General features: G+C 39.5%; 20 protein-coding genes and 1 other RNA gene. 16 read left to right on the top strand and 5 right to left on the bottom strand.

The features are described from left to right. Positions 1–102: 102 nt before the first annotated feature. Complete coding sequence (aroC, locus tag BLR27_RS12075) at positions 103–1,206, top strand: chorismate synthase (protein ID WP_090705229.1); 1,104 nt, start codon at positions 103–105, stop codon at positions 1,204–1,206. A gap of 354 nt (positions 1,207–1,560) precedes the next feature. Here the strand turns inward: aroC and BLR27_RS12070 are convergent, their stop codons facing one another. Continuing rightward, positions 1,561–3,978 carry an alpha-ketoacid dehydrogenase subunit alpha/beta gene (locus BLR27_RS12070; RefSeq protein ID WP_090705227.1) on the bottom strand — a complete coding sequence of 806 codons (2,418 nt, stop codon included), beginning with the start codon at positions 3,976–3,978 and terminating at the stop codon, positions 1,561–1,563. Between the two features lie 185 nt (positions 3,979–4,163). Between BLR27_RS12070 and BLR27_RS12065 the strand changes: the two genes are divergently transcribed. From BLR27_RS12065 to BLR27_RS12035, 7 genes are all read left to right on the top strand, one after another. Further along, positions 4,164–4,556 (top strand): DUF1573 domain-containing protein, encoded by a 393-nt coding sequence (locus BLR27_RS12065; protein WP_090705313.1) that lies wholly within the window; start codon positions 4,164–4,166, stop codon positions 4,554–4,556. Between the two features lie 65 nt (positions 4,557–4,621). Further along, positions 4,622–5,821 carry a pyridoxal phosphate-dependent aminotransferase gene (locus tag BLR27_RS12060; RefSeq protein ID WP_090705225.1) on the top strand — a complete coding sequence of 400 codons (1,200 nt, stop codon included), beginning with the start codon at positions 4,622–4,624 and terminating at the stop codon, positions 5,819–5,821. A 65-nt stretch (positions 5,822–5,886) separates the two neighbouring features. Then, positions 5,887–6,255, top strand: a transfer-messenger RNA (tmRNA) gene (gene ssrA / locus BLR27_RS12055). Positions 6,256–6,426: 171 nt separating this feature from the next. Then, positions 6,427–7,353 (top strand): metallophosphoesterase family protein, encoded by a 927-nt coding sequence (locus tag BLR27_RS12050; protein ID WP_090705223.1) that lies wholly within the window; start codon positions 6,427–6,429, stop codon positions 7,351–7,353. A 32-nt stretch (positions 7,354–7,385) separates the two neighbouring features. Further along, positions 7,386–7,877 carry a cupin domain-containing protein gene (locus tag BLR27_RS12045; protein WP_090705221.1) on the top strand — a complete coding sequence of 164 codons (492 nt, stop codon included), beginning with the start codon at positions 7,386–7,388 and terminating at the stop codon, positions 7,875–7,877. 64 nt (positions 7,878–7,941) lie between these two features. Next, positions 7,942–9,387 (top strand): sulfatase-like hydrolase/transferase, encoded by a 1,446-nt coding sequence (locus BLR27_RS12040; RefSeq protein ID WP_090705219.1) that lies wholly within the window; start codon positions 7,942–7,944, stop codon positions 9,385–9,387. A gap of 21 nt (positions 9,388–9,408) precedes the next feature. Beyond that, a complete protein-coding gene (locus tag BLR27_RS12035) occupies positions 9,409–10,827 on the top strand; it encodes an alpha-L-fucosidase (RefSeq protein ID WP_090705217.1) in 1,419 nt (472 codons plus the stop codon). A 22-nt stretch (positions 10,828–10,849) separates the two neighbouring features. Here BLR27_RS12035 and BLR27_RS12030 read toward each other — a convergent pair whose 3' ends face one another. Next, on the bottom strand, positions 10,850–13,594 hold the full coding sequence (locus BLR27_RS12030; RefSeq protein WP_090705215.1) for a sulfatase-like hydrolase/transferase: 2,745 nt from the start codon (positions 13,592–13,594) through the stop codon (positions 10,850–10,852). A 153-nt stretch (positions 13,595–13,747) separates the two neighbouring features. Between BLR27_RS12030 and BLR27_RS12025 the strand changes: the two genes are divergently transcribed. Together BLR27_RS12025 and BLR27_RS12020 are read left to right on the top strand one after the other, a co-directional pair. Then, entirely contained in the window at positions 13,748–15,268 is a 1,521-nt protein-coding gene (locus tag BLR27_RS12025; protein ID WP_090705213.1) for an arylsulfatase, read from the top strand. Between the two features lie 83 nt (positions 15,269–15,351). Then, complete coding sequence (locus BLR27_RS12020) at positions 15,352–16,098, top strand: hypothetical protein (RefSeq protein WP_090705211.1); 747 nt, start codon at positions 15,352–15,354, stop codon at positions 16,096–16,098. 37 nt (positions 16,099–16,135) lie between these two features. On the opposite strand, the gene BLR27_RS12015 is transcribed toward BLR27_RS12020, so the two are convergent. After that, positions 16,136–17,554, bottom strand: coding sequence for an ATP-dependent DNA helicase (locus BLR27_RS12015; RefSeq protein ID WP_090705209.1), 1,419 nt, complete (start codon positions 17,552–17,554; stop codon positions 16,136–16,138). A 122-nt stretch (positions 17,555–17,676) separates the two neighbouring features. Between BLR27_RS12015 and BLR27_RS12010 the strand changes: the two genes are divergently transcribed. From BLR27_RS12010 to coaD, 3 genes are all read left to right on the top strand, one after another. Next, positions 17,677–18,528 (top strand): DUF3822 family protein, encoded by an 852-nt coding sequence (locus BLR27_RS12010; RefSeq protein WP_090705207.1) that lies wholly within the window; start codon positions 17,677–17,679, stop codon positions 18,526–18,528. Continuing rightward, positions 18,519–19,061 (top strand): RsmD family RNA methyltransferase, encoded by a 543-nt coding sequence (locus BLR27_RS12005; protein WP_090705205.1) that lies wholly within the window; start codon positions 18,519–18,521, stop codon positions 19,059–19,061. Before BLR27_RS12010 ends, BLR27_RS12005 begins: the two co-directional genes overlap by 10 nt. A 138-nt stretch (positions 19,062–19,199) precedes the next feature. Then, positions 19,200–19,661 (top strand): pantetheine-phosphate adenylyltransferase, encoded by a 462-nt coding sequence (coaD, locus tag BLR27_RS12000; RefSeq protein WP_090705203.1) that lies wholly within the window; start codon positions 19,200–19,202, stop codon positions 19,659–19,661. A 4-nt stretch (positions 19,662–19,665) separates the two neighbouring features. On the opposite strand, the gene BLR27_RS11995 is transcribed toward coaD, so the two are convergent. Continuing rightward, entirely contained in the window at positions 19,666–20,274 is a 609-nt protein-coding gene (locus BLR27_RS11995; protein WP_245704500.1) for an NUDIX hydrolase, read from the bottom strand. On the opposite strand from BLR27_RS11995, the gene pyrE reads away from it, so the two are divergent. From pyrE to clpB, 3 genes are all read left to right on the top strand, one after another. After that, the gene (pyrE, locus tag BLR27_RS11990; RefSeq protein ID WP_090705201.1) at positions 20,273–20,926 is read left to right on the top strand and encodes an orotate phosphoribosyltransferase; all 654 of its coding nucleotides are present in this window, start codon (positions 20,273–20,275) and stop codon (positions 20,924–20,926) included. The genes BLR27_RS11995 and pyrE overlap by 2 nt on opposite strands. A 9-nt stretch (positions 20,927–20,935) precedes the next feature. Continuing rightward, positions 20,936–21,340, top strand: coding sequence for an SRPBCC family protein (locus BLR27_RS11985; RefSeq protein WP_090705199.1), 405 nt, complete (start codon positions 20,936–20,938; stop codon positions 21,338–21,340). A gap of 256 nt (positions 21,341–21,596) precedes the next feature. Next, entirely contained in the window at positions 21,597–24,203 is a 2,607-nt protein-coding gene (gene clpB / locus BLR27_RS11980) for an ATP-dependent chaperone ClpB (protein ID WP_090705197.1), read from the top strand. A gap of 104 nt (positions 24,204–24,307) precedes the next feature. On the opposite strand, the gene BLR27_RS11975 is transcribed toward clpB, so the two are convergent. Beyond that, on the bottom strand, positions 24,308–24,496 hold the full coding sequence (locus BLR27_RS11975) for a cold-shock protein (RefSeq protein ID WP_079703939.1): 189 nt from the start codon (positions 24,494–24,496) through the stop codon (positions 24,308–24,310). Positions 24,497–24,672: the final 176 nt, after the last annotated feature.

Here is a 24,672-nt window from a genome sequence, read left to right as displayed (position 1 = left end):
CTATTTCACTTTAGATTAGTAGATATTTTTGTACGTAAAACTTAAAACCTACAACTTAAAACTTACAACCTATAACTTAAAACCTATAACTCAAAACTCAACATGGCAGGCAATTCATTCGGTCAATTATTCCGTATCACTACTTTTGGAGAATCACATGGTGAAGCAATAGGTGTGATCATTGATGGTTGTCCCTCAAATTTGGATATTGATATGGATTTCATACAGGCCGAGCTGGATAAGCGTAAACCGGGACAGTCCAAGATCACAACCCAGAGAAAAGAAAGCGATACCGTTCAGATACTTTCGGGGGTGTTTGAAGGAAAAACAACCGGAACTCCGATTGCAATGATCATTCCTAATGAAGATCAGCGGTCAAAGGATTATTCGCATATTAAAGATGCATACCGTCCATCACATGCTGATTATACCTACGATGCAAAATACGGTCACCGTGACCACCGTGGCGGAGGAAGATCTTCTGCCCGGGAAACTGCCGCTAGAGTAGCAGCAGGAGCAATCGCAAAGCTCTTATTAGCTCATAATGGCATTGAAATTTTCGGACATGTTTCTGCTGTTGGTAAAATTGATGCGCCCCATTTAACGCTTAATTCAGTTTCTGAACTGCTCGAGATCAGGGAAAGCAATATCGTTCGATGTGCTGATCCTGCCACAGCAAATGAAATGATCGAGCTTATTGACGGCATCCGAAAAGAAGGTGACACCGTTGGCGGTAAAATATCATGCATTGTTAAAAATTGCCCTGTCGGATTGGGAGAGCCGGTTTTCGATAAACTTCACGCTGATCTGGGTAAAGCCATGTTAAGTATTAATGCAGTTCATGGTTTCGATTACGGATCCGGTTTTGAAGGATCTGAGATGAGAGGTTCTGAACATAATGATCTTTTCATTCCACCTGCAGATGGTAAAGTGTCGGAAAATTTCAAAACTGTCACTAATTATTCGGGCGGAATACAGGGTGGAATTTCAAACGGAATGGATATTACTTTTCGGGTTGCATTCAAACCGGTAGCAACGATCATGCAAAATCAACAAAGCCTGGATTCTTCGGGAAATGCTTCAAATGTACAAGGAAAAGGCAGACATGATCCTTGTGTTGTTCCCCGTGCCGTTGCCATTGTGGAGGCTATGGCTGCGCTTGTGCTTGCAGATCATTTGCTAAGAAACAGGGTGATCAGGCTTTAAGTACCTGTTTCGAAGGAGGAACAATTGAGTAATCTGATGCAACTAAACACATCGTCATTTCGATGAGGTACGAAGAGAAATCTGTTGCAATGAAATCTACCTTTGACTCTAAACAAAGCCCTTAGGCATGAGATTTCTCAGCCTCTCCGAAACACCTTACAAGTTAAAATTAGCATAGGTTTTCGAAATGACGTTAATAGGGTCGTCATTTCGCAGGAGGCACGACGGAGAAATCTGTTGCAATGAATTCACCTTTGACTTTAATAATCAACTGCCCTTAGGCATGAGATTTTCCACCTGTCAAAAGCACCTTACATTAAAGTTTGCACAGGTATAAGTATTCTGGGTTTTAGCTTAAAACAATTTCGGAAACTTATCCGGAGCACTTTCGTTCATCATTTCATAAACCATCTCAATCACATCATCTACTGAAGGCTTACTGAAATAATCCCCATCCGAACCATAGGGAGTACGGTGTGGTTTACCGGTTAACGTTCTTGGTTTTCCATCCAGATATTGGTAGCCATTCTGACCTTCCAGAACCTGCTGCAAAATAAATGCCGATGAACCACCCGGAACATCTTCACCAACAACGAGCAGCTTGCTGGTTTTTCGCAATGATTGCGAACAAAGGTTATCCAGATCAAATGGAAGGAAGGTCTGCGGGTCAACAATTTCGACGTTTATACCCATTTTTTCGAGCTCTTCTGCCGCCTGTTCAACGATCCTTAATGTTGATCCATAAGAAACTATGGTCATATCAGAACCTTCACGAATGATCTCGGCCTTGCCTAATTCAACAGTAAATTCGCCAATATTTGACGGCAATTTTTCCTTGAGTCTGTAACCGTTAAGACATTCAATGACCAGGGCAGGTTCATCACCTCTAAGCAGTGTATTGTACATTCCTGCTGCCTGTGTCATATTTCTAGGAACACAAACATGAACTCCTCTCAATGAATTAATGATCACACCCATCGGAGATCCTGAATGCCAGATCCCTTCCAAACGATGACCACGTGTTCGAACGATCAAGGGAGCTTTTTGCCTTCCCTTTGTACGGTAACTCAAAGTAGCGAGATCATCGCTCAAAATATTCAATGCAAAAAGTAAATAATCCAGATACTGGATCTCTGCAATTGGCCGTAAACCACGCATTGCAAGTCCGATACCCTGACCAACAATCGTCATTTCACGGATCCCTGTATCGGTGATCCTCCTTTTTCCATATTTAGCCTGAAGTCCGGCGAAGCCCTGATTCACATCCCCGATAGCGCCCACATCTTCACCAAAAGCAAGTATGCGTGCATCCCGGGAGAAATTGGAATCAAAACATGCATTCAGGATTTCTCTGCCATCAACCACTTTTGAATCATCATTATATTCAGGCAATATTGCCTTAACATTTAACGGTGATTCAAGTGAACCGGTAAAAAGTTTAGAGTTATATCGTTCAAAATTGGAATCATGCTGTTGCTGATACCAATTTTGCAATTCTTGTTTTGCCTCTGAATGGTCATTCCTAAGCATCCTTATAGCATGCCTCACCATTCCTGTAACATCCTTACGGGATGGATCAACACTTGCCTTTAATGCATTTGCAGCATTTATAAGCTCCTGATCATTGGTGCCCTGTATTATTTCAACAACGGCTTCAAGCTCAGACTTCATCAACGAATTAAAATCGGCCCATGCTTTTTTCTGACAGTCGCGTATGTATGCTTTTGCAGTAATTTCAATCTCAGTTAATTCTTCTTCAGTAGATATCGCCGACTCGATCATCCATTTCCTCATCTGAAGCATGCAGTCGTATTCTACTTCCCAGGCAATCCTTGCCTTGTCTTTATAGCGTTCATGTGAACCAGAAGTTGAATGCCCCTGTGGCTGAGTCATTTCTGTAACATGGATCATGACAGGTATATGCTGATCACGACAAATCTTTATTGCTTTTTCATAGGTCTCACATAAACCCGGATAATCCCAGCCTCTCACTTTGAAGATCTCATATCCCTCTCCCTTTTCATCACGCTGAAAGCCTTTAAGAATTTCTGATATGTCCTGTTTTGTGGTCTGATATTCTGCCGGAACAGAAATTCCGTAAGCATCATCCCAGATTGAAATAGCCATAGGGATCTGAAGTACTCCTGCAGCATTAACCGACTCGAAAAATATCCCCTCAGAGGTTGATGCATTGCCTATGGTTCCAAAGGCAACCTCATTTCCGTTTACAGAGAAATTCTTTAAATATTCCAGTTCAGAATTATTCCTGAACAATTTCGAAGCAAGTGCCAAACCAACCAGACGGCCCATTTGCCCGCCTGTGGGTGATATATCAGCCGAAGAATTTTTTGTTTTTGTATTATCCATCCAGTTACCATGCTCATCAAGAAGACGGGTAGCAAAATGGCAATTCATTTGCCTTCCCCCAGATCCGGGATCAGCATCAGTATCTGTGTTTGCGTATAGCTGAGCAAAGAATTCAGGCATTGTAAGCATGCCTGCTGCAAGCATAAAGGTTTGATCGCGGTAATAGCCTGAACGCCAGTCGCCAGCTTTAAAAGCCTTAGCCAAAGCTAGCTGAGCTACTTCTTTTCCATCCCCAAAGATCCCGAATTTAGCTTTCCCGGTAAGAACTTCCTTACGACCTAAAAGACTAGCTTGTCTGCTTTCATAAGCGATCTTATAATCACTAATGATAATGCTTTTGAAATCATCAAAGCTTAATTCTTCCTGTTCCGGCAAAATATTATCTGTCACTTGGGTTCCTCTCATAAATTTGCTTTATGGCCAAAAATAAGAAAAGCCCTGAGGAATTGATAATCCGGAGACAAAATAATAATCTGTTTTAATATGATTTTACCAAATTATTGCATTTGACTATTCCAAAAAAAGATTTAATTACCTGATTTGGAATGATATTTGGAATAATGTATTCAGTTTACAATAATTTAAAAAAAATGAAAAAAATATTTAGCTTAATTGCGGTGATAACAGGCTTCATCGTTTTTACCGCAATGCAGACTGAAAATAAACCGGAATTCAAATTTGAGAAAGAAACTCATGACTTCGGAAAAGTTCCTGCAGGCAAACCTGTAAGCGTTGATTTTATCTTTACCAACACTGGAGATGCTCCTTTGATCATTTCTAATATTGAATCCACATGTGGATGTACTGTCCCTAAATTTACCACAAAACCAGTTTTAAAAGGTGAAAAAGGAATAATCACTGTTACATTTAATGCAGCAGCGGTACAAGCAGGTTTCACAAAGGCAGTAACCATCAAATCAAATGCACGCACACCAAGCAAAATGCTTTATATTAAAGGCGAAGTAGTGCCAGCTGGCAATTAAAATAAAATCGTAAATATTTATGATAAAGCCTCTCCCAAACGGAGAGGTTTTTTTATTTTTGCTGCATGCCAGAAATTTCAAGCAAAGGCCGGCAAATGCCCGCCTCCCCTATCCGTAAACTAACCCCATTTGCAGACAAAGCAAAAAGTCAGGGTAAGAAGGTTTATCATTTAAATATCGGCCAGCCAGACATTGAGACACCCGAAGGGATGCTGAATGCCATAAAAAATATAGATTTTACCGTTTGGGCCTATACTCCATCTGAAGGAACCCTCGCTTATCGTACAAAACTGACTGAATATTACAATAAACTAAACTATAATATTGACCCTTCACAAATACTGGTCACAGTTGGAGGATCCGAAGCCATTACAATTGCGATGCAGGCATGCGTAAATGAAGGCGATGAAATCATTATTCCGGAACCTTTCTATGCTAATTACAATGGTTTTGCCTGCATGAGCAATGTCGTGGTTAAACCTATTCTATCCCATATTGAAAATGGCTTTGCCTTGCCGGAAATCAGCGAGTTTGAGAAACTGATCACTCCAAAAACAAAGGCTATTATCATCTGTAATCCGAATAATCCAACCGGATACCTGTACTCAAAACAAGAACTTGAAGCCCTCAGAGAACTCTGCCTGAAATATAACCTCTTCCTGTTTTCTGATGAAGCCTATCGTGAGTTCTGTTATGATGGCAAGGAGTTTATTTCGCCGATGCATCTTGAAGGACTGGATCAGCATGTGATCATTCTCGATACAGTTTCCAAACGTTACAGTGCATGCGGCGCCCGTTTGGGATGTCTGATCACCAAAAACAAGGAAGTTATTGCTGCAGGATTAAAATTTGCACAAGCGAGACTTAGTCCGGGTATGGTTGAACAGATCGCAGCAACTGCGGCAGTTGATACCCCGGACAGCTATTTCGAAAAAGTTAATAAGGAATACACCATGCGCCGCGATACATTGGTGAGCAGATTAAACAGCATAGATGGAGTTTTCTGTCCGAACCCCGGTGGTGCTTTTTATGTGGTAGCCAGGTTCCCGATCGATAATTCAGATAAGTTCTGCCAATGGATGCTGGAAGAGTTTGAATATGACAATCAGACAGTAATGATGGCACCAGCAACCGGTTTTTACAGTACAACTGGCGCTGGAATGAACGAAGTTCGTTTGGCATACGTTTTGAATAAAGAAGATTTGGAAGCAGCAATGACCTGCCTGGAAAAAGCCTTAGAAGTTTATCCCGGCAGAGTAAACTGATTAATATCAAGGATATCAGCACTATTTCGTATCTTTGTATTAGTATTTATTCCAGAAATAATACCGGGCCCGACCGGAATTGACAGGGTGGAGATAGGTATGTAAGCATGCAGCGCATTGTAAGTATTAGCGCTTAAATCTGAACTTTCAAACCACAGTTGGCGAAAATAACTACGCCTTAGCTGCTTAATTTAGAATTAAGTAAGCTTTTGTTCCGTCAGATTCTGTTCTGTAGTCTGACATCAGGGGCATCGAAAAACAGGACTGGCCAGGGTTTAATGGTGTGATAATCCGGCAAGACAAGACATCTACGGAAGAAGGTACAGGTGAGCGGTTGACCTTCCCCTTCCCGACAATTAAACAACAGCTAAGCACGTAGAAAGCATAATTTGTCCCATGTTTGGACGAGAGTTCGAATCTCTCCGGGTCCACAAACATAAAAAACCTCCAATCTAATCCATTGGAGGTTTTTTTATTTCAGTTTGTCTTAAACAAATAAAAAACGTTAAAATTCATTTAACTGATTCCAGACCTCATTCCACCTATAATTGAATTCAAAAAATTATCATAATATTACGGTGTATTATTCTACATCTTAATTCCTTATGAAAAGAAAAGATTTTTTAAAACTGGGATCTGCCGCCGCAGGGCTATCAATTTTCCCTGATATACTTTCTGCTAAAGAACCCGCAAGTAAACGCTCTCTGCGTTTTGCATTTCTGACTGATATACATGTAAAACCTGGTTCCATACCGGAGGAAGGTATGGCAAAAGCACTGCAGCATGTCCGGAAATTAAAGAAAAAGGTCGATTTTATCATTAATGGCGGTGATTCTATCATGGATGCACTTGCGGCAACAAAGGAGTCGACTCAAACTCAATGGAATCTTTTTCACAAGATCATGGATCAGGAAAATAGCCTTCCGGTATATCCCTGCATTGGAAACCATGATGTATATGGCTGGTTTCAGAAATCTCCTGATACCACAGATCCCCTCTATGGCAAAACATGGGCTGTAAAGGAGCTTAAAATGACTGAACGATATTACCATTTCACAAAAGGTATTTGGGATTTTATAGTTCTTGATAGTACACAGTTGAATCCTGCAGGTGGCTATATCGGTAAAATTGATGAGGAGCAATTAACCTGGCTGAAAAGCAAACTGGCAGAAATACCTTCCGATCACCACATCAGCATCATTTCTCATATTCCAATCTTATCGATCTGCTCTGGACTATTCTTTAATAAGACCGAACCTAATGGCGACCTTAAAATTCAGCGTAACCTGATGCATACTGATTTTCTGGAGCTGAAAAAGATATTCATGCAGTATCCTAACTTAAGATCTTGTCTGAGCGGGCATATCCATTTGCAGGATGAAGTACGTTATCTTGATGTCAGTTATTACTGTAATGGCGCAGTTAGCGGTGGATGGTGGAAAGGTGCCTATCAGGAATTTAAACCTGCCTATGCAGTATTTGAATTTTTTAATGATGGAACATGTACGAGAGAAATGGTTAACTACGAATGAATAAATTAGGGAATCAATAATATTCCAGCCAAATGATCAAAGATCTAATCAAACATTACCAATTGTTGCCGCATCCCGAAGGAGGGTACTATAAGGAAACTTATAGATCTGCAGAAAATATCCCCGTTTCAGCATTGCCAAATCGCTTTTCTGGCGATCGATCTTATGGGACAGCTATCTACTTTTTATTGCTGAAAGATCTGTTTTCTGCTTTTCACCGTATCCAGAGCGATGAATGCTGGCATTTTTATGAAGGTGACAGCCTGCATGTTCATGTCCTACATTCAAATGGAAATTATGAACTGATTCGCCTGGGCAGAAACACTTCCAAGGGAGAAGTTTATCAGGCTATTGTTCCGGCAGGGGCATGGTTTGCCTCAGAAAGTATTGGCGAATACTCTTTCGTAGGTTGTACCGTAGCTCCGGGCTTTGACTTTGCCGATTTTGAACTGGCAAATGCAGGTAGATTGAAAGCAGACCATCCTGAACGTACAGCGCTGATCGAAAGACTTTGCCGGCAGTAAAATACTTTACATAAAAACATAATTCATATCTTAACAATTAAAAATATTAATTCTGATTTTATCCATGAGAATTCTGTCATTTATCCTGGCTGCACTAATAATTCCAAATATTGTGATTGCGCAAAAGCAAGAACACAGGGCAAAAAACATCCTGATCATCTATTCAGATGATCACAGTTATCATGCCTTAGGTGCTGCCGGGAATAAGGAGATTTCAACGCCAAACCTTGATAAACTAGCCAAATCCGGATTGATGTTTACCCAGGCCCACGTTATGGGTGGCCATCAGGGTGCAGTTTGTATTCCAAGCAGAGCCATGCTGCTAACCGGCCGTTATGTGAACAGATTGCCCGGTGATGGAAGTACTATACCCGATAGTATTGTTAGTCTGCCCGAAGTATTACGAAAACAGGGTTACAACACCTACCATACTGGAAAATGGCATAGCGATAAAGCATCGCACAGCCGCATGTTCAGTACAGGAGGGGATATATTTTTTGGAGGAATGCATTTTCCAAAGTTCGGCGGACAGGAACATCCGACAGTATCTCTTTTTGACAGCACAGGAGTTTATGATGAGAAACGCAAGCGGATCAGTGATACTTACAGCACAACGCTTTATGCGGATAATGCCATCCGATTTTTGAGTAGTTCAACAGCGAAAACAAATCCATTTTTCTGTTATGTGGCCTTCACTTCCCCGCATGATCCAAGAACTCCTCCTGAGAAATTTTCAAAATTGTATGACCCGGCAAAAATTACATTACCTGCAAATTTTCTAATAAAACATCCATTTGATAATGGCGATCTGAACGTGAGAGATGAACAATTGCTGCCTGTTCCGCGCGATCCGGATGCCATCAAAAAAGACATTGCACTTTATTACGGCATGGTCAGTGAAATGGATGCGCAGGTTGGAAGGATTTTAGAAGCACTGGAGAAAAACGGACTCAAAGAAAGTACACTAATTGTTTTTGCCGGTGATAACGGACTGGCAGTTGGTCAGCATGGACTGCTCGGCAAACAGAATCTATATGAACATAGCATCAGAGTGCCTATGATCATGTCAGGTCCCAATGTGCCCGTCAACAAGAAAACTGAAGGATTTACCTACCTCAGTGACATTACACCAACAATAATGGATTATTTACAGGTAGAACGACCATTAAGTGTTGAAGGAAGATCTTTATTACCTGTCCTTCTGGATCCTTCAAAGAATGTCAGATCGTCAATATATAACGTCTACGGACACTGGAGCAGAAGTATTAAATCTGAGGACGGATTCAAAATGATCGTTTATAATGTTGACGGAATTGCAACGACTCAGCTTTTCAACCTCAAAAAAGATCCATTGGAAATTAATGATCTTTCTAAAGAGCCGGCCTACAGTGAAAAGATCCTTCAAATGAGAAATCTATTAAAACAACAAATGGCCTCTGCATTTGACAATCTTAATATTGACCTGCCGAATTGGGGAAGAAATAAAAACCAGAAGCCACGCGGAAGCTGATCTAAACCAAATACTATCAAAATGAAATCTAAGCAATCAAACAATTACATTATTATAATTATTGCCTGTTTGGTACTTGTCCTGTCAAACAATGCCATTGGTCAAAAAAACATTCCACTTCCTAAAGCAAATCAGCTCACCTGGCAAGATGCTGAACTTACAGCATTGATTTCATATGATCTGCATGTTTTTGACGGAAAACCATACAACCAGGCATTCAACAGGATCAATCCAATTGCCGATTATAATATTTTCAATCCTGCAAAATTGGATACTGACCAATGGATCAGGGCAGTAAAAGATATGGGTGGAAAGATCGCCATTCTAACGGCAACTCATGAAACCGGATTTGCACTTTACCAATCAGATGTGAACCCTTATTCCATGAAAGCTCTTAAATTTCAGGATGGAAAGGGAGATATAGTTCGTGATTTTGTTGCCTCATGCCGAAAATATGGAATCTTACCTGGGATCTATATTGGTATCCGATGGAATTCTAATTATGGAATTTATGATTTTAAGGTACTTGATGACAATTCTCCTTTTGCAAAAAACAGGCAGCAGTTTTATAACAAGCTCTGTGAAAAAATGACCGAGGAACTGATGTCAAGATATGGTGAACTGGCCATGGTCTGGTTTGATGGTGGCGCACATGGCCCAGAATTAGGTGGTCCGAACATTCTGCCCATAGTAGAAAAATATCAGCCAAATATTATTTTTTATCATAATACACAGCGTGCCGATATCCGTTGGGGAGGTAGTGAAACAGGAAAGGTCAATTATCCTTCCTGGGGAACTTTTCCATTCCCTTACTCCCACTCCACGAACCAAAAAGTGATCTTCAAAAATGATTTCCAGTTACTTAAGGAGGGCGATCCTGATGGGAAATATTATATGCCGGCGATGAGCGATGCCCCATTACGCGGATACAAGGGGCGCCACGAATGGTTTTGGGAGCCTGGCGATGAAGAACACATTCAACCTCTTGAAAGCCTGATGGATATGTATTATGGTTCCGTGGGTAGAAATTCAACACTTATTCTGGGTATTACTCCAGATGCTGAAGGCCTCATTCCTCAACCTGACGTAAATCGATTGAGAGAATTTGGGATGGAGATCAACAAACGCTTTTCAAAGGCTCTTGCAAGAGTTGCCGGAAAGGGTTCCAGTCATGCATTAAATTTAAAAACTTACAGAAAGATAGATCATCTGGTACTTATGGAAGATATTGCCCATGGTGAGCGGATCAGAGAATTTAAGATCGAGGGCAAAACAAGAAATGGCTGGCAATTGATCAGTGAAGGATCAAGTGTTGGCCATAAATTCATATCCAGATTTAAGGAATTAGAAGTTTCAGCTTTGAGGTTAAATATCAGCAAAAGCCTTGCAGAGCCAATCATAAAGGATTTTTCAGCATATAAGTCACCAGGTATTCTTTAATTAAGAATTAACAGATCTGAATTTAACCAACCTGATTGTTCACTGGATTGACCAGAAAATGCAGTATCCTGCAGGCATTTCCTTTACTATTGCTATTCTTTTCTGAAATGGTCCGGATAATAACTGTATGTTTTTTATCCTGTAATTCATCATTTAGCATCAAATACCATGGAAGGTGTAGACCGCCGCTCCATTGTGTATAAAGATCTATCTTTTTAAATTCCGATCCATCAATACTGTATTCGATCATACCTGCATCAGGACCAGATACTATGCATATGCCGATGGCTGTACCTGAAAAATCAAGCCTCATTTCTGCACCGGGTTTTTCGCTGATTAATGCAGGCAGGTTAACATACTGCTTTCTGGTTGAAACACCATCTGCAGGCGCCCAATTCAGAACCTGAGTCCAGCCTTTAAGTTCAGATGCATTTTTAATCGGCAAATACTCCCCTGAGACATAACTCAATTTATCGAGAGCTGCAGGTAGTGGATATGCTGATGCCTGGCCTCCGGAGGCTACTAAACCAAATGAATTATCCAGAAAAGTACTGATAGAACGGGCATAGATCTCATGCCCGAAGAGCGATGGATGAAGGTCTTTGAAATCATCTTTCCAGTTAAATTCTGAAGCTTCAATACGATCGCTGACTTCCTTTGCTAAATTGATACTTCCAATCCCATAATTCTCTGCAACTTTTTCATGATTAATTATTACCTGAGGAATTTGTCCCTTTTTATAGACTTCTAATTTGGCTGGATCTACAAAATGGAGCATGACAATATCCATGAATCTGTTAGCCTCCAAAGCATGCCTTACAATACCTTCCATTCCTCTTATTTGCGCTTTATCTTTGAAATTATTGGTTTCATCATTTACGGCCGCTTCTTCGAAGAAAAGATCTATCTGGCCCTTTGCAAGTACATCCTGAACCAATCTGAATGCTCCCGGCGTACTTCCGGTTGAACTGATACCAGCATTGATGAATTCAAAATCTGTATCTGGAAATCTGTTTTTCAGATAATTGCTTATTTGATCACGCCATGCTCCGTGCTCAGTGATCGAACCTCCCATAAAGGCGACTCTACCTTTTTTCTCCTTTGTGAATTTCAAATAACTGTTCTTTAAGCCCTGTCGGTAAACATGGAATTTTGCAGGGTCAATAAAACCAATAGATGCCTCATTCCCCTTACCTGGTGGCTGAATATTAAACTGCGATTTGAAGGATTTTTCCATTGCCTTAAATTGTTCATCAGGCCAGGGGATCTGTTTCCCGTCCTTTTTAAAAGTTGGCATCAATGCACCCCTGTTTTTCAGTTCTTTGGTCATTAATTCAGCCAGTTCTTTTACCTTTTCGGGGTATCTTGCTGCAAGATCATTCTGTTCTCCTATGTCTGCACCAAGGTCAAACAGTTCAAGCGTACTGTATTTATGGAAATAAATTAACTTCCAGTCGCCCTTACGCAATGCCGTTCCCCACGAAATCCCTTTGAGGTTAATATTGGTCCAGTTATTTGGATAATGCCATAAAAGTACTTTTTCATTATCCATTTTGCTTTGATCATGTAAAAATGGGATGATACTCTTTCCATCTATTTTTTGAATGGTCTTATAATTTTTCTGACTAGCCATTTGCATAACAGTTGGGAAAATATCATCGACATTTACATACTGGCTACTCGTACTGGCCGTTGCAATCCCCGGACCTGAAACGATCATTGGAATACGGATACCACCTTCATAGAGGGATCCTTTTCCTTGTCTTAGCGGAAGGTTTTGTGTATGAGCGTCTCCTCCTCTGTTTGGTACGGTGCTTAGTCCGCCATTATCCGAAAGGAACAGAATATAAGTATTTTCTGCAATTCCCTCTTTGTCCAGATAATCCATCAGATCACCCAAACTTTTATCCATACCCTCGATAAGTGCTGCGTATCGGGCTTCTGTATCTGAAATGCCCATATCAATATAGCGCTGATAAAAACGTTCATCCTTACTTAAAGGAATATGAACTCCATAATGAGCCATATTCAGGAAGAATGGTTTACCATTATTTTTGTTTGCTTCCAGTGTTGCAATGGCTTCCCTGGTTAACGCTTCAGTGAGATTCAGACCCTGATCTATGTATTTATCCAAATCTCTCACAGCCCACAGTGTATCATTAGGATTACTGCGATACCGATCTTTTGCCAGATAGCTACCTGGATGGCCGGCAGCAGTACCTGCAATATTTACATCAAAACCAATATTGATAGGGTTAGATGCCGGAGTGCCGTAAGGTGAGAAATGAGCCTTACCACAATGAATATTAAAATAACCGGCTTGCTTCAAAAGCATTGGTAAAGGGGTGGCAACAACAGAATTGCTAATGCCTGGAGAAGTACTTAAGCCATTGAAATTCCAATTTGGCGGACTCAAAAGGCTATCAGGATAATCTGTTGGCGTATCTTTTTTTACATTGGTCCAGTTCGTGATCCTGTGTCTGGCTTCATTCATCCCGGTGGCAAGACTAACCCTTGAAGGTGTACAAACCGGGTTGGCATAGGCATTACTGAATTTCATCCCTCGTTTTGCCAGACGCTCCATATTGGGTGTGCGGTAGATCGAATTAAATTTTGTTGCCTTATGCCAGAAGGGAACAGATGTGTCCTGCCATCCCATATCATCCACTAGAAAAATAATGATATTTTTCTTGCCTTGCTGAGAAAATGCCGGCATTAAACCAATCAAAAACAAACTAAGTAATAGAAGTGATCCGCTTTTTAACATAACTTTAAATTTAGAAAATATATTAACATTGAAAAGTATCAGGAGCATTGACTTACAAGCGATTTAACTGTACTGGTAATAAACAACAAATGCAGATTTAAAATAGTGTTTTTTTATATATTGTAGCATTAAATACTGTCGTATAAATTTCTAATGGGAAAAGCAAAGAGCTACAATCTTAATAAATGGGTCAGAGTTAGTGGAAATATCCTTTTATTTTCAATTATTCCATTTATTTCAATCGCACAGCAAGTAAAGTCAAAACCCAATATAATTTACATCTATGCAGATGATCTCGGTTATGGCGAACTGGGAAGCTATGGTCAAACAAAAATAAAGACACCTCACCTCGATCAAATGGCTAAAGAAGGCATGCGGTTTACCCAGCACTATAGCGGGGCACCGGTTTGCGCTCCTTCAAGAAGCATACTAATGACTGGCAAACATTCGGGCCACTCCTATATCAGAGGCAATTATGAATTAGGTGGCTTTGCCGACAGTTTAGAGGGAGGCCAGATGCCACTTCATGAAGGAGCATATACTGTTGCAAGAATGCTAAAGGAAAGAGGCTACAGCACTGCTCTGGTTGGAAAATGGGGCATGGGAGTTACCGGAACAACCGGAAGTCCGCTGAACCATGGTTTCGATTATTACTATGGATACCTTGATCAGAAACAGGCTCATAATTTTTACCCGACCCATCTCTGGGAAAATGATAATTGGGATGCTTTGAATAACCATGTGTTTAGTGTTCATGGGAAAATAGACCCTAAAACAGCCACAGATTCAGATTTTGAAAAATTCAGGGGTAAAGATTATGCTCCTGCTAAAATGACACAAAAAGCACTAGGCTTTCTTGAAAAGAATAAAGAGAAACCATTCTTTTTATACCTGGCTTTTCCACTTCCGCACCTGGCTTTACAGGCACCTGAAGAATATGTCAAAAAATATGTTGGACAGTTTGATGAGAAACCTTATTTCGGAGAGAATGGCTATGCCCCAAACAAATACCCTCTTTCAACCTACGCAGCAATGATCACCTTTCTGGATGATCAGGTTGGAATCATCATGGAAAGGATCAAAAAACTCGGGCTGGATGAAAACACGATCATTATGTTTTCGAGTGATAATGGTGCGACCTTCTCTGCAGGAGTAGATACTAAATTCTTCAATAGCGTTTCCGGATTGCGCGGGCTCAAAATGGACCTTTATGAAGGAGGTATAAGGGTCCCTTTTATTGCCAGATGGCCAAATAAAATAAAAGCGAATACTGTAAATGATCATGTTTCAGGTCAATTTGACATTATGGCTACCCTGGCCGAAATCAGCGGAAAAAAGATAAGCAATACCGATGGAATATCTTTACTTCCAGAACTTACCGGAAGGAAACAGGAACAGCAAAAGCATGGCTTTCTTTATTTTGAATATCCTGAAAATGGCGGCCAGCTTGCAGTTAGGATCGGCAACTGGAAAGGGGTAAAAACAAATGTAAGAAAGGAACCAAATGCTAACTGGGAATTATTTGACCTGTCGAAAGACAGGAATGAAAAAACTGATATCGCTTCTGACAATCCGGAGATCATCGCTCAAATGAAAGCCATTGTAAAGAGGGAACATATTCATCCGCATATACTGGACTGGGAGTTTATTGATTCAAAGATCATGAAAAAATAAAAAAGATGTTTGACGGCCAGGATGTTTAATTCGATATTTTTTAATATTTTCAGTACCAATGAATAAACTTAAAAAAGTATTTCATGCCATCTCAGGAAAATTTCATCAGCGAACAGGATACTGAAGGTCGACAGAAGAGCCACCAGATATACTTAAAAGCATCTAATTTCAACAAGATTATCTATTATTCATTTCTTGTCCAACTCCTGTTCAACCTGATTTATATCATTTCCAAAGAACTTGGACATGAACGACTTTACGGAATTGGCAAATTCTACTTTGATTTTGAGGAGAGTGTTCCCACTTATTTTTCATCAATTATTTTACTGCTTGCAGCTATTTTATTGGCAATAATCCGCAATGTAAAATCTAAACTATCGGATCCGTTTTCAACCCACTGGATGATCATTTCAATTTTGTTCGCAATCTTGTCGGTTGATGAAATTGCCGGGTTTCATGAAATTATTATTGATCCGATAAATAATTCATTTCACTTCAGCGGATATTGGAGATTCTCTTGGGTAATCCCAGCTCTTATTTTTTTACTTATTTTCATTATTTCCTATCTGAAATTTCTCAACTCCTTACCCTCTAAATACAGAAAAGGATTTATCTTTTCAGGGTTTATCTATGTTTTAGGAGCTGTAGGAATAGAAATGATCAGTGCCAAACTCTTCATAAATGATAAATCTTCAGCAAATGACCTCATTTATAATCTTGTGATCACATTGGAAGAAACTTTTGAAATGTTAGGAGTGATGATATTTATAACAGTTTTACTTTCTTACATAAAGTCGATGAAATATGAGATCAGTATCTCACTGAAGTAATAATCAAAAGAATTTCAAAGTTTTCTGACATTTTAAATTATTCAGAAACTTCTATAAAAAACTGATCACTGAAGTTGACTAGAAATAATTCAGAGGAAGAGCGGGTAACCCCTGTATAAAGCCACCTTAAAAACTCAGTATTGAGCATCTCATCTGTAAGATATCCCTGATCAATAAATACTGCCGGCCATTGCCCCCCCTGTGCTTTATGACAGGTTACTGCAAAAGCAAATTTTATTTGCAGTGCATTATAGTATGGATCCTTCTTTAATTCATCCATTCTGAATTTTTTATTCTCAATATGCATATAATCCTGCAAAACTGCCTCATAAAGGCGCTTACTATCTACACTGGAGAGGCTCGGAGTCTCACAATATAAAGTATCCAGCATCACCTTGCAGGTCAGCGGCTCCTGGTCCGGATAATCAAGCAGTTCGATCACAACTTCAGCAAAACGAAAACCATACTGCTCCTCTACCCTTCTAATTTTTCTGATCCGGGCAATATCTCCATTTGCAATAAAATCGCCACTGTTATCTTCTGGCTTGAGCCAGAAATAATTATTACGTACGATCATAATATGATCACCACCGGTAATTTCCTCCTCCCGGTAGAGTATCCGGTTACGGATATTCTGATTATAGGCGTTTGCATTTTTATTCGAACGGCAGATCACAATGGTATTCTCCATCCCATACTTATCATAGGCATAATTCAAACCTTCTACCAACCGCTCCCCGGTCATTCTGAATATATCCTTATAACCTTTGATCTTAAATTTAGGGAAGATTTCCTTTTCCTTACGAATCAGTTCACGCAGCTGCGTAGCATTATACAAAATACCTGATTGCTTCTCCTGCCTAACTACATCAGTCAATTCGTAACTGAACACTTCGAGTCCGAATTGGGAATTAAGTACCTCCTTTTCCAAAGCCGGACTTGTAGCAGAGCCAACAGGGGGAAGTTGTGCCGTATCTCCTACCAGCATAAGCTTGCAGTTTTTACCATTATAAACATAACTGACCAGATCCTGCAATAGACTGTGCCTGCTATAATCATGAACCTGGTCTGAAATCATTGAGGCCTCATCGACAATGAACAGGGTATCCTCCATGAGATTATCTCCCAAAACAAAGTTCATATCAGGACTTGCCGCTACTTTTTTACGATAAATCTTTTTATGGATGGTAAATGCCTTACGGCCTGAATAATTACTGATAACCTTAGCAGCACGACCCGTAGGCGCCAACAAAACCGATTTTAGCCTGACCTGTGGCAGGACTTTAACCAATGCACTGATCAAAGTAGTTTTCCCGGTACCAGCATAACCCTTAAGTACAAAGCAGGAGTCTGTATTACCTGAAAGCACAAACTTCTGCAACAGTGAAAAAACTTCACTTTGCTGAGAGGTAGGAATATTTCCGAAATTTTGTTCGATCAGACCATGGAAATTCATCTCCGCAAATTGCAAATTCTTCGCCTTATATTTCCTGATAGAATTGATTGGATTTTAAATAATTGACCAGCAAATTGAAAGAATTAAAAAATATTAGGAGAGAAACTATACTTTTGCTATCGATGATTAAAATACTTCACTTAGTTGACGATGAGTTTCAATCTCAAAATGCCGCAAAATGTGATCTCCTGATCCATATTGGCATTGAAACATTTCAATATGCAATTATTGACAAGGTTAGAGACGAGCTCAAGGCTTTGGTTGAATATGAGCTACCCGAAATTTCAAATCAAGGTGATTTAATTGAAGCTATTCGCAGTCTTTCTGAATGCAGCAAAGAATTTAAATATCCTTTTAATACGATCAAAATATCCTTCGATAGCTATCAGTACACGTTCATACCTGACGAGTTATATCAATCCGGAAATGATCAGGAATATGCAAAATTCCTAAAAACTTCTCAAAACACAAATATTCTTTGCAACCCAATACCCGCTGCAAAGCTTAAAAATATCGTTGGAATCAATTCAGATTTACACCTGGCCCTTAACAGTATCTTCCATCATCCTAAAATATATGGCCAGGCAAGTACATACATTCAGGGTATTAAAAAGAATTACAAACAGAATACCGAGCCTTCACTTTTTATTGACATTCACAAAAAACATATACAGATCGCCTATTTCAAGCAATCCGAATTGTCGTTTTATAACATGTTTGATTGCATTAATGCAGACGAACTTAACTATTTCGTCCTTAACATCATTGAATCACTGCAACTGGATATTGAACAAACCTCTGTTATCCTTTCCGGAAATGTAATCAAGGATGATGAATACTATCAGCGGATTGAAAAATATTTCAAGGATATCAAATTTGCTGATTGCAGCACGATTGTCAATCATCCTGAAATGTTTATCGGAGTGTTTTCTCACACATTTTTCTCCCTTCTTACCCTGGACCAATGCGAATAATAGGTGGACGTTTAAAAGGTCTGCGCTTAAATCCTCCTGCTAATCTCCCTGTCAGACCAACCACAGACCAGGCGAAAGAAGCACTGTTTAACATTCTTTATAACCAGTTTGATTTTGAGAATTTAAAAGTACTCGACCTCTTTAGCGGCACCGGAAATATTTCAGTGGAGTTTGCATCGCGTGGTGTACCGGAAATATGTTCAGTGGACAGAGATTTTGGCTGCATAAATTACCTGAGGTCATTGATTAAACAATATGAGCTAACTGCGATCAAACCAGTTAAATCAGATGTTTTTAAATTCCTGGAATTAGAAACTGACAAATTCGATCTGATCTTTGCCGACCCTCCATACGACCTTCCTCAAATTAACATGATCGCTGCAAAAGTTTTAGACCGCGATCTGCTAAATCCTGAAGGCTATTTAATTATCGAGCATCCAAGTATGAAAAAATTGGATAACCACCCCCTATTCCTTGAACAAAGAAAATATGGATCTTCCTCATTCAGCTTTTTTGGGAAAAATGCACTATAATTTGAAAGCAGGTGTCATCATTTATAATTAACTTTATTTCTAAACAATTTAGATTAAATGCAGAATCACTTTTTGATTTCTTGTAAGTCCAGACGAATGTTTTTTATTCTGCCTGTATCTTAACCAAAAAATAAACAAATGAAAATCGCTCTTTTCCCTGGATCATTTGATCCGGTTACCAAAGCTCATGTTGATATATTAAAACGATCCCTGCCCTTATTTGATAAGGTTGTTATTGGAATTGGCTTGAACAGCACCAAGGCCGCCTATCTCACTATTGAAAAACGAAAAGAAATGCTGAGGGCCGTATTCGCGAATGAACCCAAAGTTGAGGTTCAGACTTACGAGGGACTTACAGTTGAGTTTTGTAAAAAGATCAATGCAAATTACATGATCAGAGGTATACGGACAGTTTCAGATTTTGAATATGAAAAAGCGATCGCACAAATGAATCATGCTCTGGTTCCTGAGATTGAAAGCATATTTATCGTCAGTAAGCCGGGATATTCATCTATAAGCTCTACAATTGTCCGTGATATAATGAGAAATAACGGGGACGTGAAGCAGTTTATCCCAAAAGAAGCATTTGATCTGCTTTAAAATTCTATTCTAATACCTTCAACAAATCCCTGATTAATGGATAGGTATTCTGCCGAACCAGCATCAGATCTCCAGGAGCGAGCCAGCGTGCATCGGTAATTCCTTCCTCAAGCTGTGGAACAAGCTTTTCCTGTTTATCAGCTCTCATCCAGTACCATGCTGTTTTTTTTATAACCAAGGCTTCATTGATCTCATAAATATGATAGGTATTACAGATCTTATCACCGCTGCTATCAATGCTTATCCCACATTCTTCCTGTACTTCACGGATGGCAGCTACCCTTGAATTCTCTCCTTTTTCAATTTTTCCTTTTGGGAGATCCCATTTGCCATTCCTGAAAATGAACAGAAACTTATTAGCTTCATTACTAACTATTCCGCCGGCAGCTTTGATCAAAATCATAGATCGCTTAATATCTTTAAAAAGAGATTTAAAATCTGGCGTTAAAAGAAGAAAGATTTTCGGGCTTTCGAGGGGCCGGGCAAGTTCATAAAATTTGAAAAAATTAAATTTTGCAACATTAAGTTCCTGATAATCTTCAATATCCGGGGGAAGTGATTCTGTCATGATTAAAACTACTTCGTTGATATAAATTTTATAAATTTGAGCCATGATTAACAAGAGTGAGATTGAACAGAAAGTAGCTGAATTTTTGCTACAAATTAAAGCAATTAAATTGCAACCCAATAATCCATTTACCTGGGCTTCGGGTTGGAAATCACCAATATACTGCGATAACCGTATTACACTTTCGCACCCGGCAATTCGCACCTATATTCGCCAAAACCTTTCCACATTAATCCAGGAAGAGTTTGGATCTGTTTCAGTTATTGCCGGAGTAGCCACTGCAGGTATTCCTCAGGGTGTTTTAGTTGCACAGGAATTGGGACTCCCGTTTATTTATGTTCGCGCCAAAGCCAAAGAACATGGTACAGGTAATCTGATCGAAGGAGAATTCTCTCCGGGCCAGCGTGTTGTTGTTGTTGAAGACCTTATTTCGACAGGTAAAAGCAGTTTACAAGCTGTTCAGGCATTAAGAGATGCAGGTTGTGAAGTCGCCGGACTTGTTGGAATTTTTAACTATGGATTTGATGCAGCTGATGAAAATTTCAAAAATGCTAAATGCCGGTTTTTAACTCTCTCCAATTACAATGCATTGATCGAATATGCTGCTGAACATAGTTTTGTTTCAGCCGATGATATAAAATTATTAAGAAAATGGCGTGAAGACCCTCAAGCCTGGGGAAATACCATCGAATCCTAAATTAATTATATGACAATTATAGAAAGCAAGGTATCAATTAACAAACCGGTCAATGAGGTTTTTGACTTTCTGTCTGACCTGAACAATCATCAGCAGCTGATGCCCGAAAATATTTACAATTGGTCATCAACCAAAGATGAAGCTAAGTTTACTATTCAAAATATGGCTAAACTTGCTTTAAAGGTTTCATCCATCACAAAAAACAAGGAAATTATTGTTAAACCTTCTGAAGAAGCTCCCTTTGAACTGGAATTAAAATGGACCGTGACTGAGGATGGTGAAGGTAAGACAGAAGCAACCTATACCATTTCAGCAGATTTGAATATGATGATGAAAATGATCGTATCCGGTCCACTTCAAAAACTTGTTGACCACGAAGCAAACGCTCTAAAAACAATATTGTCAACGAAATAATAAATATCTTCCAGCTTTAATATTTAGAAAATATATTCAAAAACAGACTCCCGGAACATTTTTTGAGGAGTTTCTTGTCAGGGATTTTTAATTCCCGGTAAAACCAAAGATTTGTTAAATCACAGGCAGACAAAATATCAGGTTAAATTCTTGCCTATCAGACAATTAGTCATGAACAAATTAAATTAACAGACAAAATTACAGGCCGCTTACAGGTCTTTTTCTATGGCAGTTAATTTGTGTATAATTCAATACTATGAATCTAAACAACTTCACTATCAAAGCACAGGAAGCCGTTCAGAAGGCTTCTGAAATAGCAGGCGGCAATCAGCAGCAAGCTATAGAAACTGCCCACCTCCTAAAAGGGTTATTAAGTGTTGATGAGAATGTAATCAGCTACCTACTGAAAAAGCTCAATGTCAACATCAATCGAATCACAGAAGTTATTGATGCTCAGATACAAAGCTTCCCAAAGGTTAGCGGAAGTGAAATTTATCTTTCATCAGGAGCAAATTCTGCTTTGCAGAAAGGAATGTCATATTTAAAAGAATTTAAAGATGAATTTGTTTCTGTTGAACACATACTTCTTGGCCTTTTAAGCACCGGTGATAAGGTAAGTTCCATTTTAAAGGATGCCGGCATGAACGAGTCAGACCTGAAAAAGGCCATACTGGAGTTACGTGGCAACACAAGGGTGACAGATCAGAATGCGGAGGCAACATATAATGCACTGAATAAATATGCCCGTAACCTGAACGAATATGCAGAATCAGGTAAGCTGGATCCGGTTATTGGCCGTGATGAAGAAATAAGAAGAGTAATTCAGATCCTGTCGCGCAGGACAAAAAACAATCCGATATTAATCGGAGAGCCAGGAGTTGGTAAAACTGCAATTGCTGAGGGCATTGCATTCCGTGTTATACAAGGTGATGTTCCTGAAAATCTGAAAACTAAAACAGTTTATTCGCTGGATATGGGTGCACTGATTGCAGGCGCTAAATATAAAGGCGAATTTGAAGAACGATTAAAAGCGGTTATCAAAGAAGTTACCCAAAGTGACGGAGAAATAATTCTTTTCATTGATGAGATCCATACTCTTGTAGGTGCAGGCGGTGGCGAGGGAGCCATGGATGCTGCAAATATTCTTAAACCCGCTCTTGCACGAGGAGAGCTTCGTGCAATTGGTGCTACCACATTAAATGAATACCAAAAATACTTCGAAAAAGACAAAGCTCTTGAGCGTCGTTTTCAAAAGATAATGGTGGATGAGCCCAATACACAGGATGCAATTTCTATCCTTAGGGGACTAAAAGAACGTTATGAAACCCACCACAAAGTTAGAATCAAAGATGAGGCTATCATTGCAGCGGTAGAATTATCACAACGGTACATTTCTGACCGTTTCCTTCCCGATAAAGCGATAGACTTAATGGATGAGGCCGCCTCAAAGCTTCGTTTAGAGATGGATTCTGTTCCTGAAGTTGTTGATGAACTTAATCGTAAGATCATGCAGCTGGAGATTGAACGGGAAGCCATTAAAAGGGAGAATGACGAGAAGAAAGTAAAGGAACTTTCTGAAGAGATAGCCAACTTATCGAACGAACGAGATTCCTTAAAAGCCCGCTGGAAGGCAGAAAAAGACCTTGTTGATGCTATAAACAACCAGGGAGAGCAAATTGAAAGCTATAAACTGGAGGCTGATCAGGCTGAACGTGCAGGTGATTATGGTAAGGTGGCCGAATTAAGATACGGGAAGATCAAAGAGGCACAGGACCAGGTTGAACAATTAAAAAAACAACTTGCCGAAACACAGCTAGATAACCGGATGCTTAAGGAAGAGGTAACATCTGAAGATATTGCAGGTGTGGTTTCCCGCTGGACCGGGGTACCGGTGACTAAAATGATTCAGAGTGAACGCGAGAAACTCCTTCATATGGAGGCTGAACTACACAAACGTGTTGCAGGCCAGGAAGAGGCTATTGAAGCTATTTCTGACGCGATACGCCGTTCCCGTGCAGGCTTGCAGGATAAACGCAAACCTATCGGATCATTTATATTCCTTGGGACAACCGGAGTAGGTAAAACCGAACTTGCTAAGGCATTAGCCGAATATCTGTTTAATGATGAACATGCCATGATCCGGATTGATATGAGTGAATATCAGGAGCGCCATGCAGTATCAAGACTTATTGGTGCGCCTCCGGGATATGTTGGTTATGATGAAGGAGGACAACTTACAGAAGCAGTGCGCAGGAAGCCCTATTCAGTTATTCTTCTCGATGAAATAGAAAAAGCACATCCAGACGTATTCAATATTTTATTACAGGTTCTGGATGACGGAAGATTAACTGATAACAAAGGTCGCTTAGTAGATTTCAAGAATACGATCATTATCATGACTTCCAATATTGGTTCACACCTTATACAGGAAAATTTTAAGGACCTGACAGATTTGAACAGAGATGATGTAATAGCCAAAACAAAAGGCGAATTATTTGAACTGCTGAAGCAAACTATACGTCCTGAATTTTTAAACAGGATCGATGAACTGATCATGTTCACTCCATTGAACCGCGATGAGCTCCGGGATATTGTGTCACTTCAATTCAAAGGTGTTCAAAATACCCTTTCTGAAATGGGTATTGAGATTGAAGCGAGTGAAGAAGCATTGGATTGGTTGGCTCAGTTAGGATATGATCCGCAATTTGGTGCTCGTCCTTTAAAACGTGTCATACAAAAGCGAATACTGAATGAATTGTCTAAAGAAATTCTTTCAGGGAAAATTGATAAGGAAAGCAAAATCAAACTGGATGTATTCGACAACCAATTTGTATTTTTAAACAATGGAAAAACAGAAGAATAAGCCCTGATTTTGTCCGGTAACAATAAATAAAAAAAGAAGCCCTGCTGATTAAAATCAGCAGGGCTTCTTAAATTTAGGATGTAATTTTTATTACAATTAATAAATTAAGCAAGTCTTACATTTACTGCGCTCAGGCCTTTTTTGCCTTCTTCAACTTCGAACTCAACTTTATCATTTTGTCTTATATCCTGTTTCAATCCACTTACATGAACGAAAATTTCTTTGCCATCCTCTTGGGTAATAAATCCGAATCCTTTGGACTCGTTGAAGAATTTTACTGTACCGGTTTCCATTAAATTAATAGTTTAGTTGTTAATTAGTTATGTGTTACTGCAATTTAGTGAAATAATTTGGAATTAATAAACATATAAATTCATTAGTGTCCATTAAAAAATAAAAATTGTTCTTTGAAATCATTGATAGTCTATTAGTTACGGAGTGATTAAGTGCGTGACGATTTGAATTGATT

This window comes from Daejeonella rubra, assembly GCF_900103545.1.
Classification (GTDB): Bacteria; Bacteroidota; Bacteroidia; order Sphingobacteriales; family Sphingobacteriaceae; genus Daejeonella; species Daejeonella rubra.
Note: the sequence above shows the minus strand (reverse complement) of the source record. Positions and strands in the feature narration are given on the sequence as shown.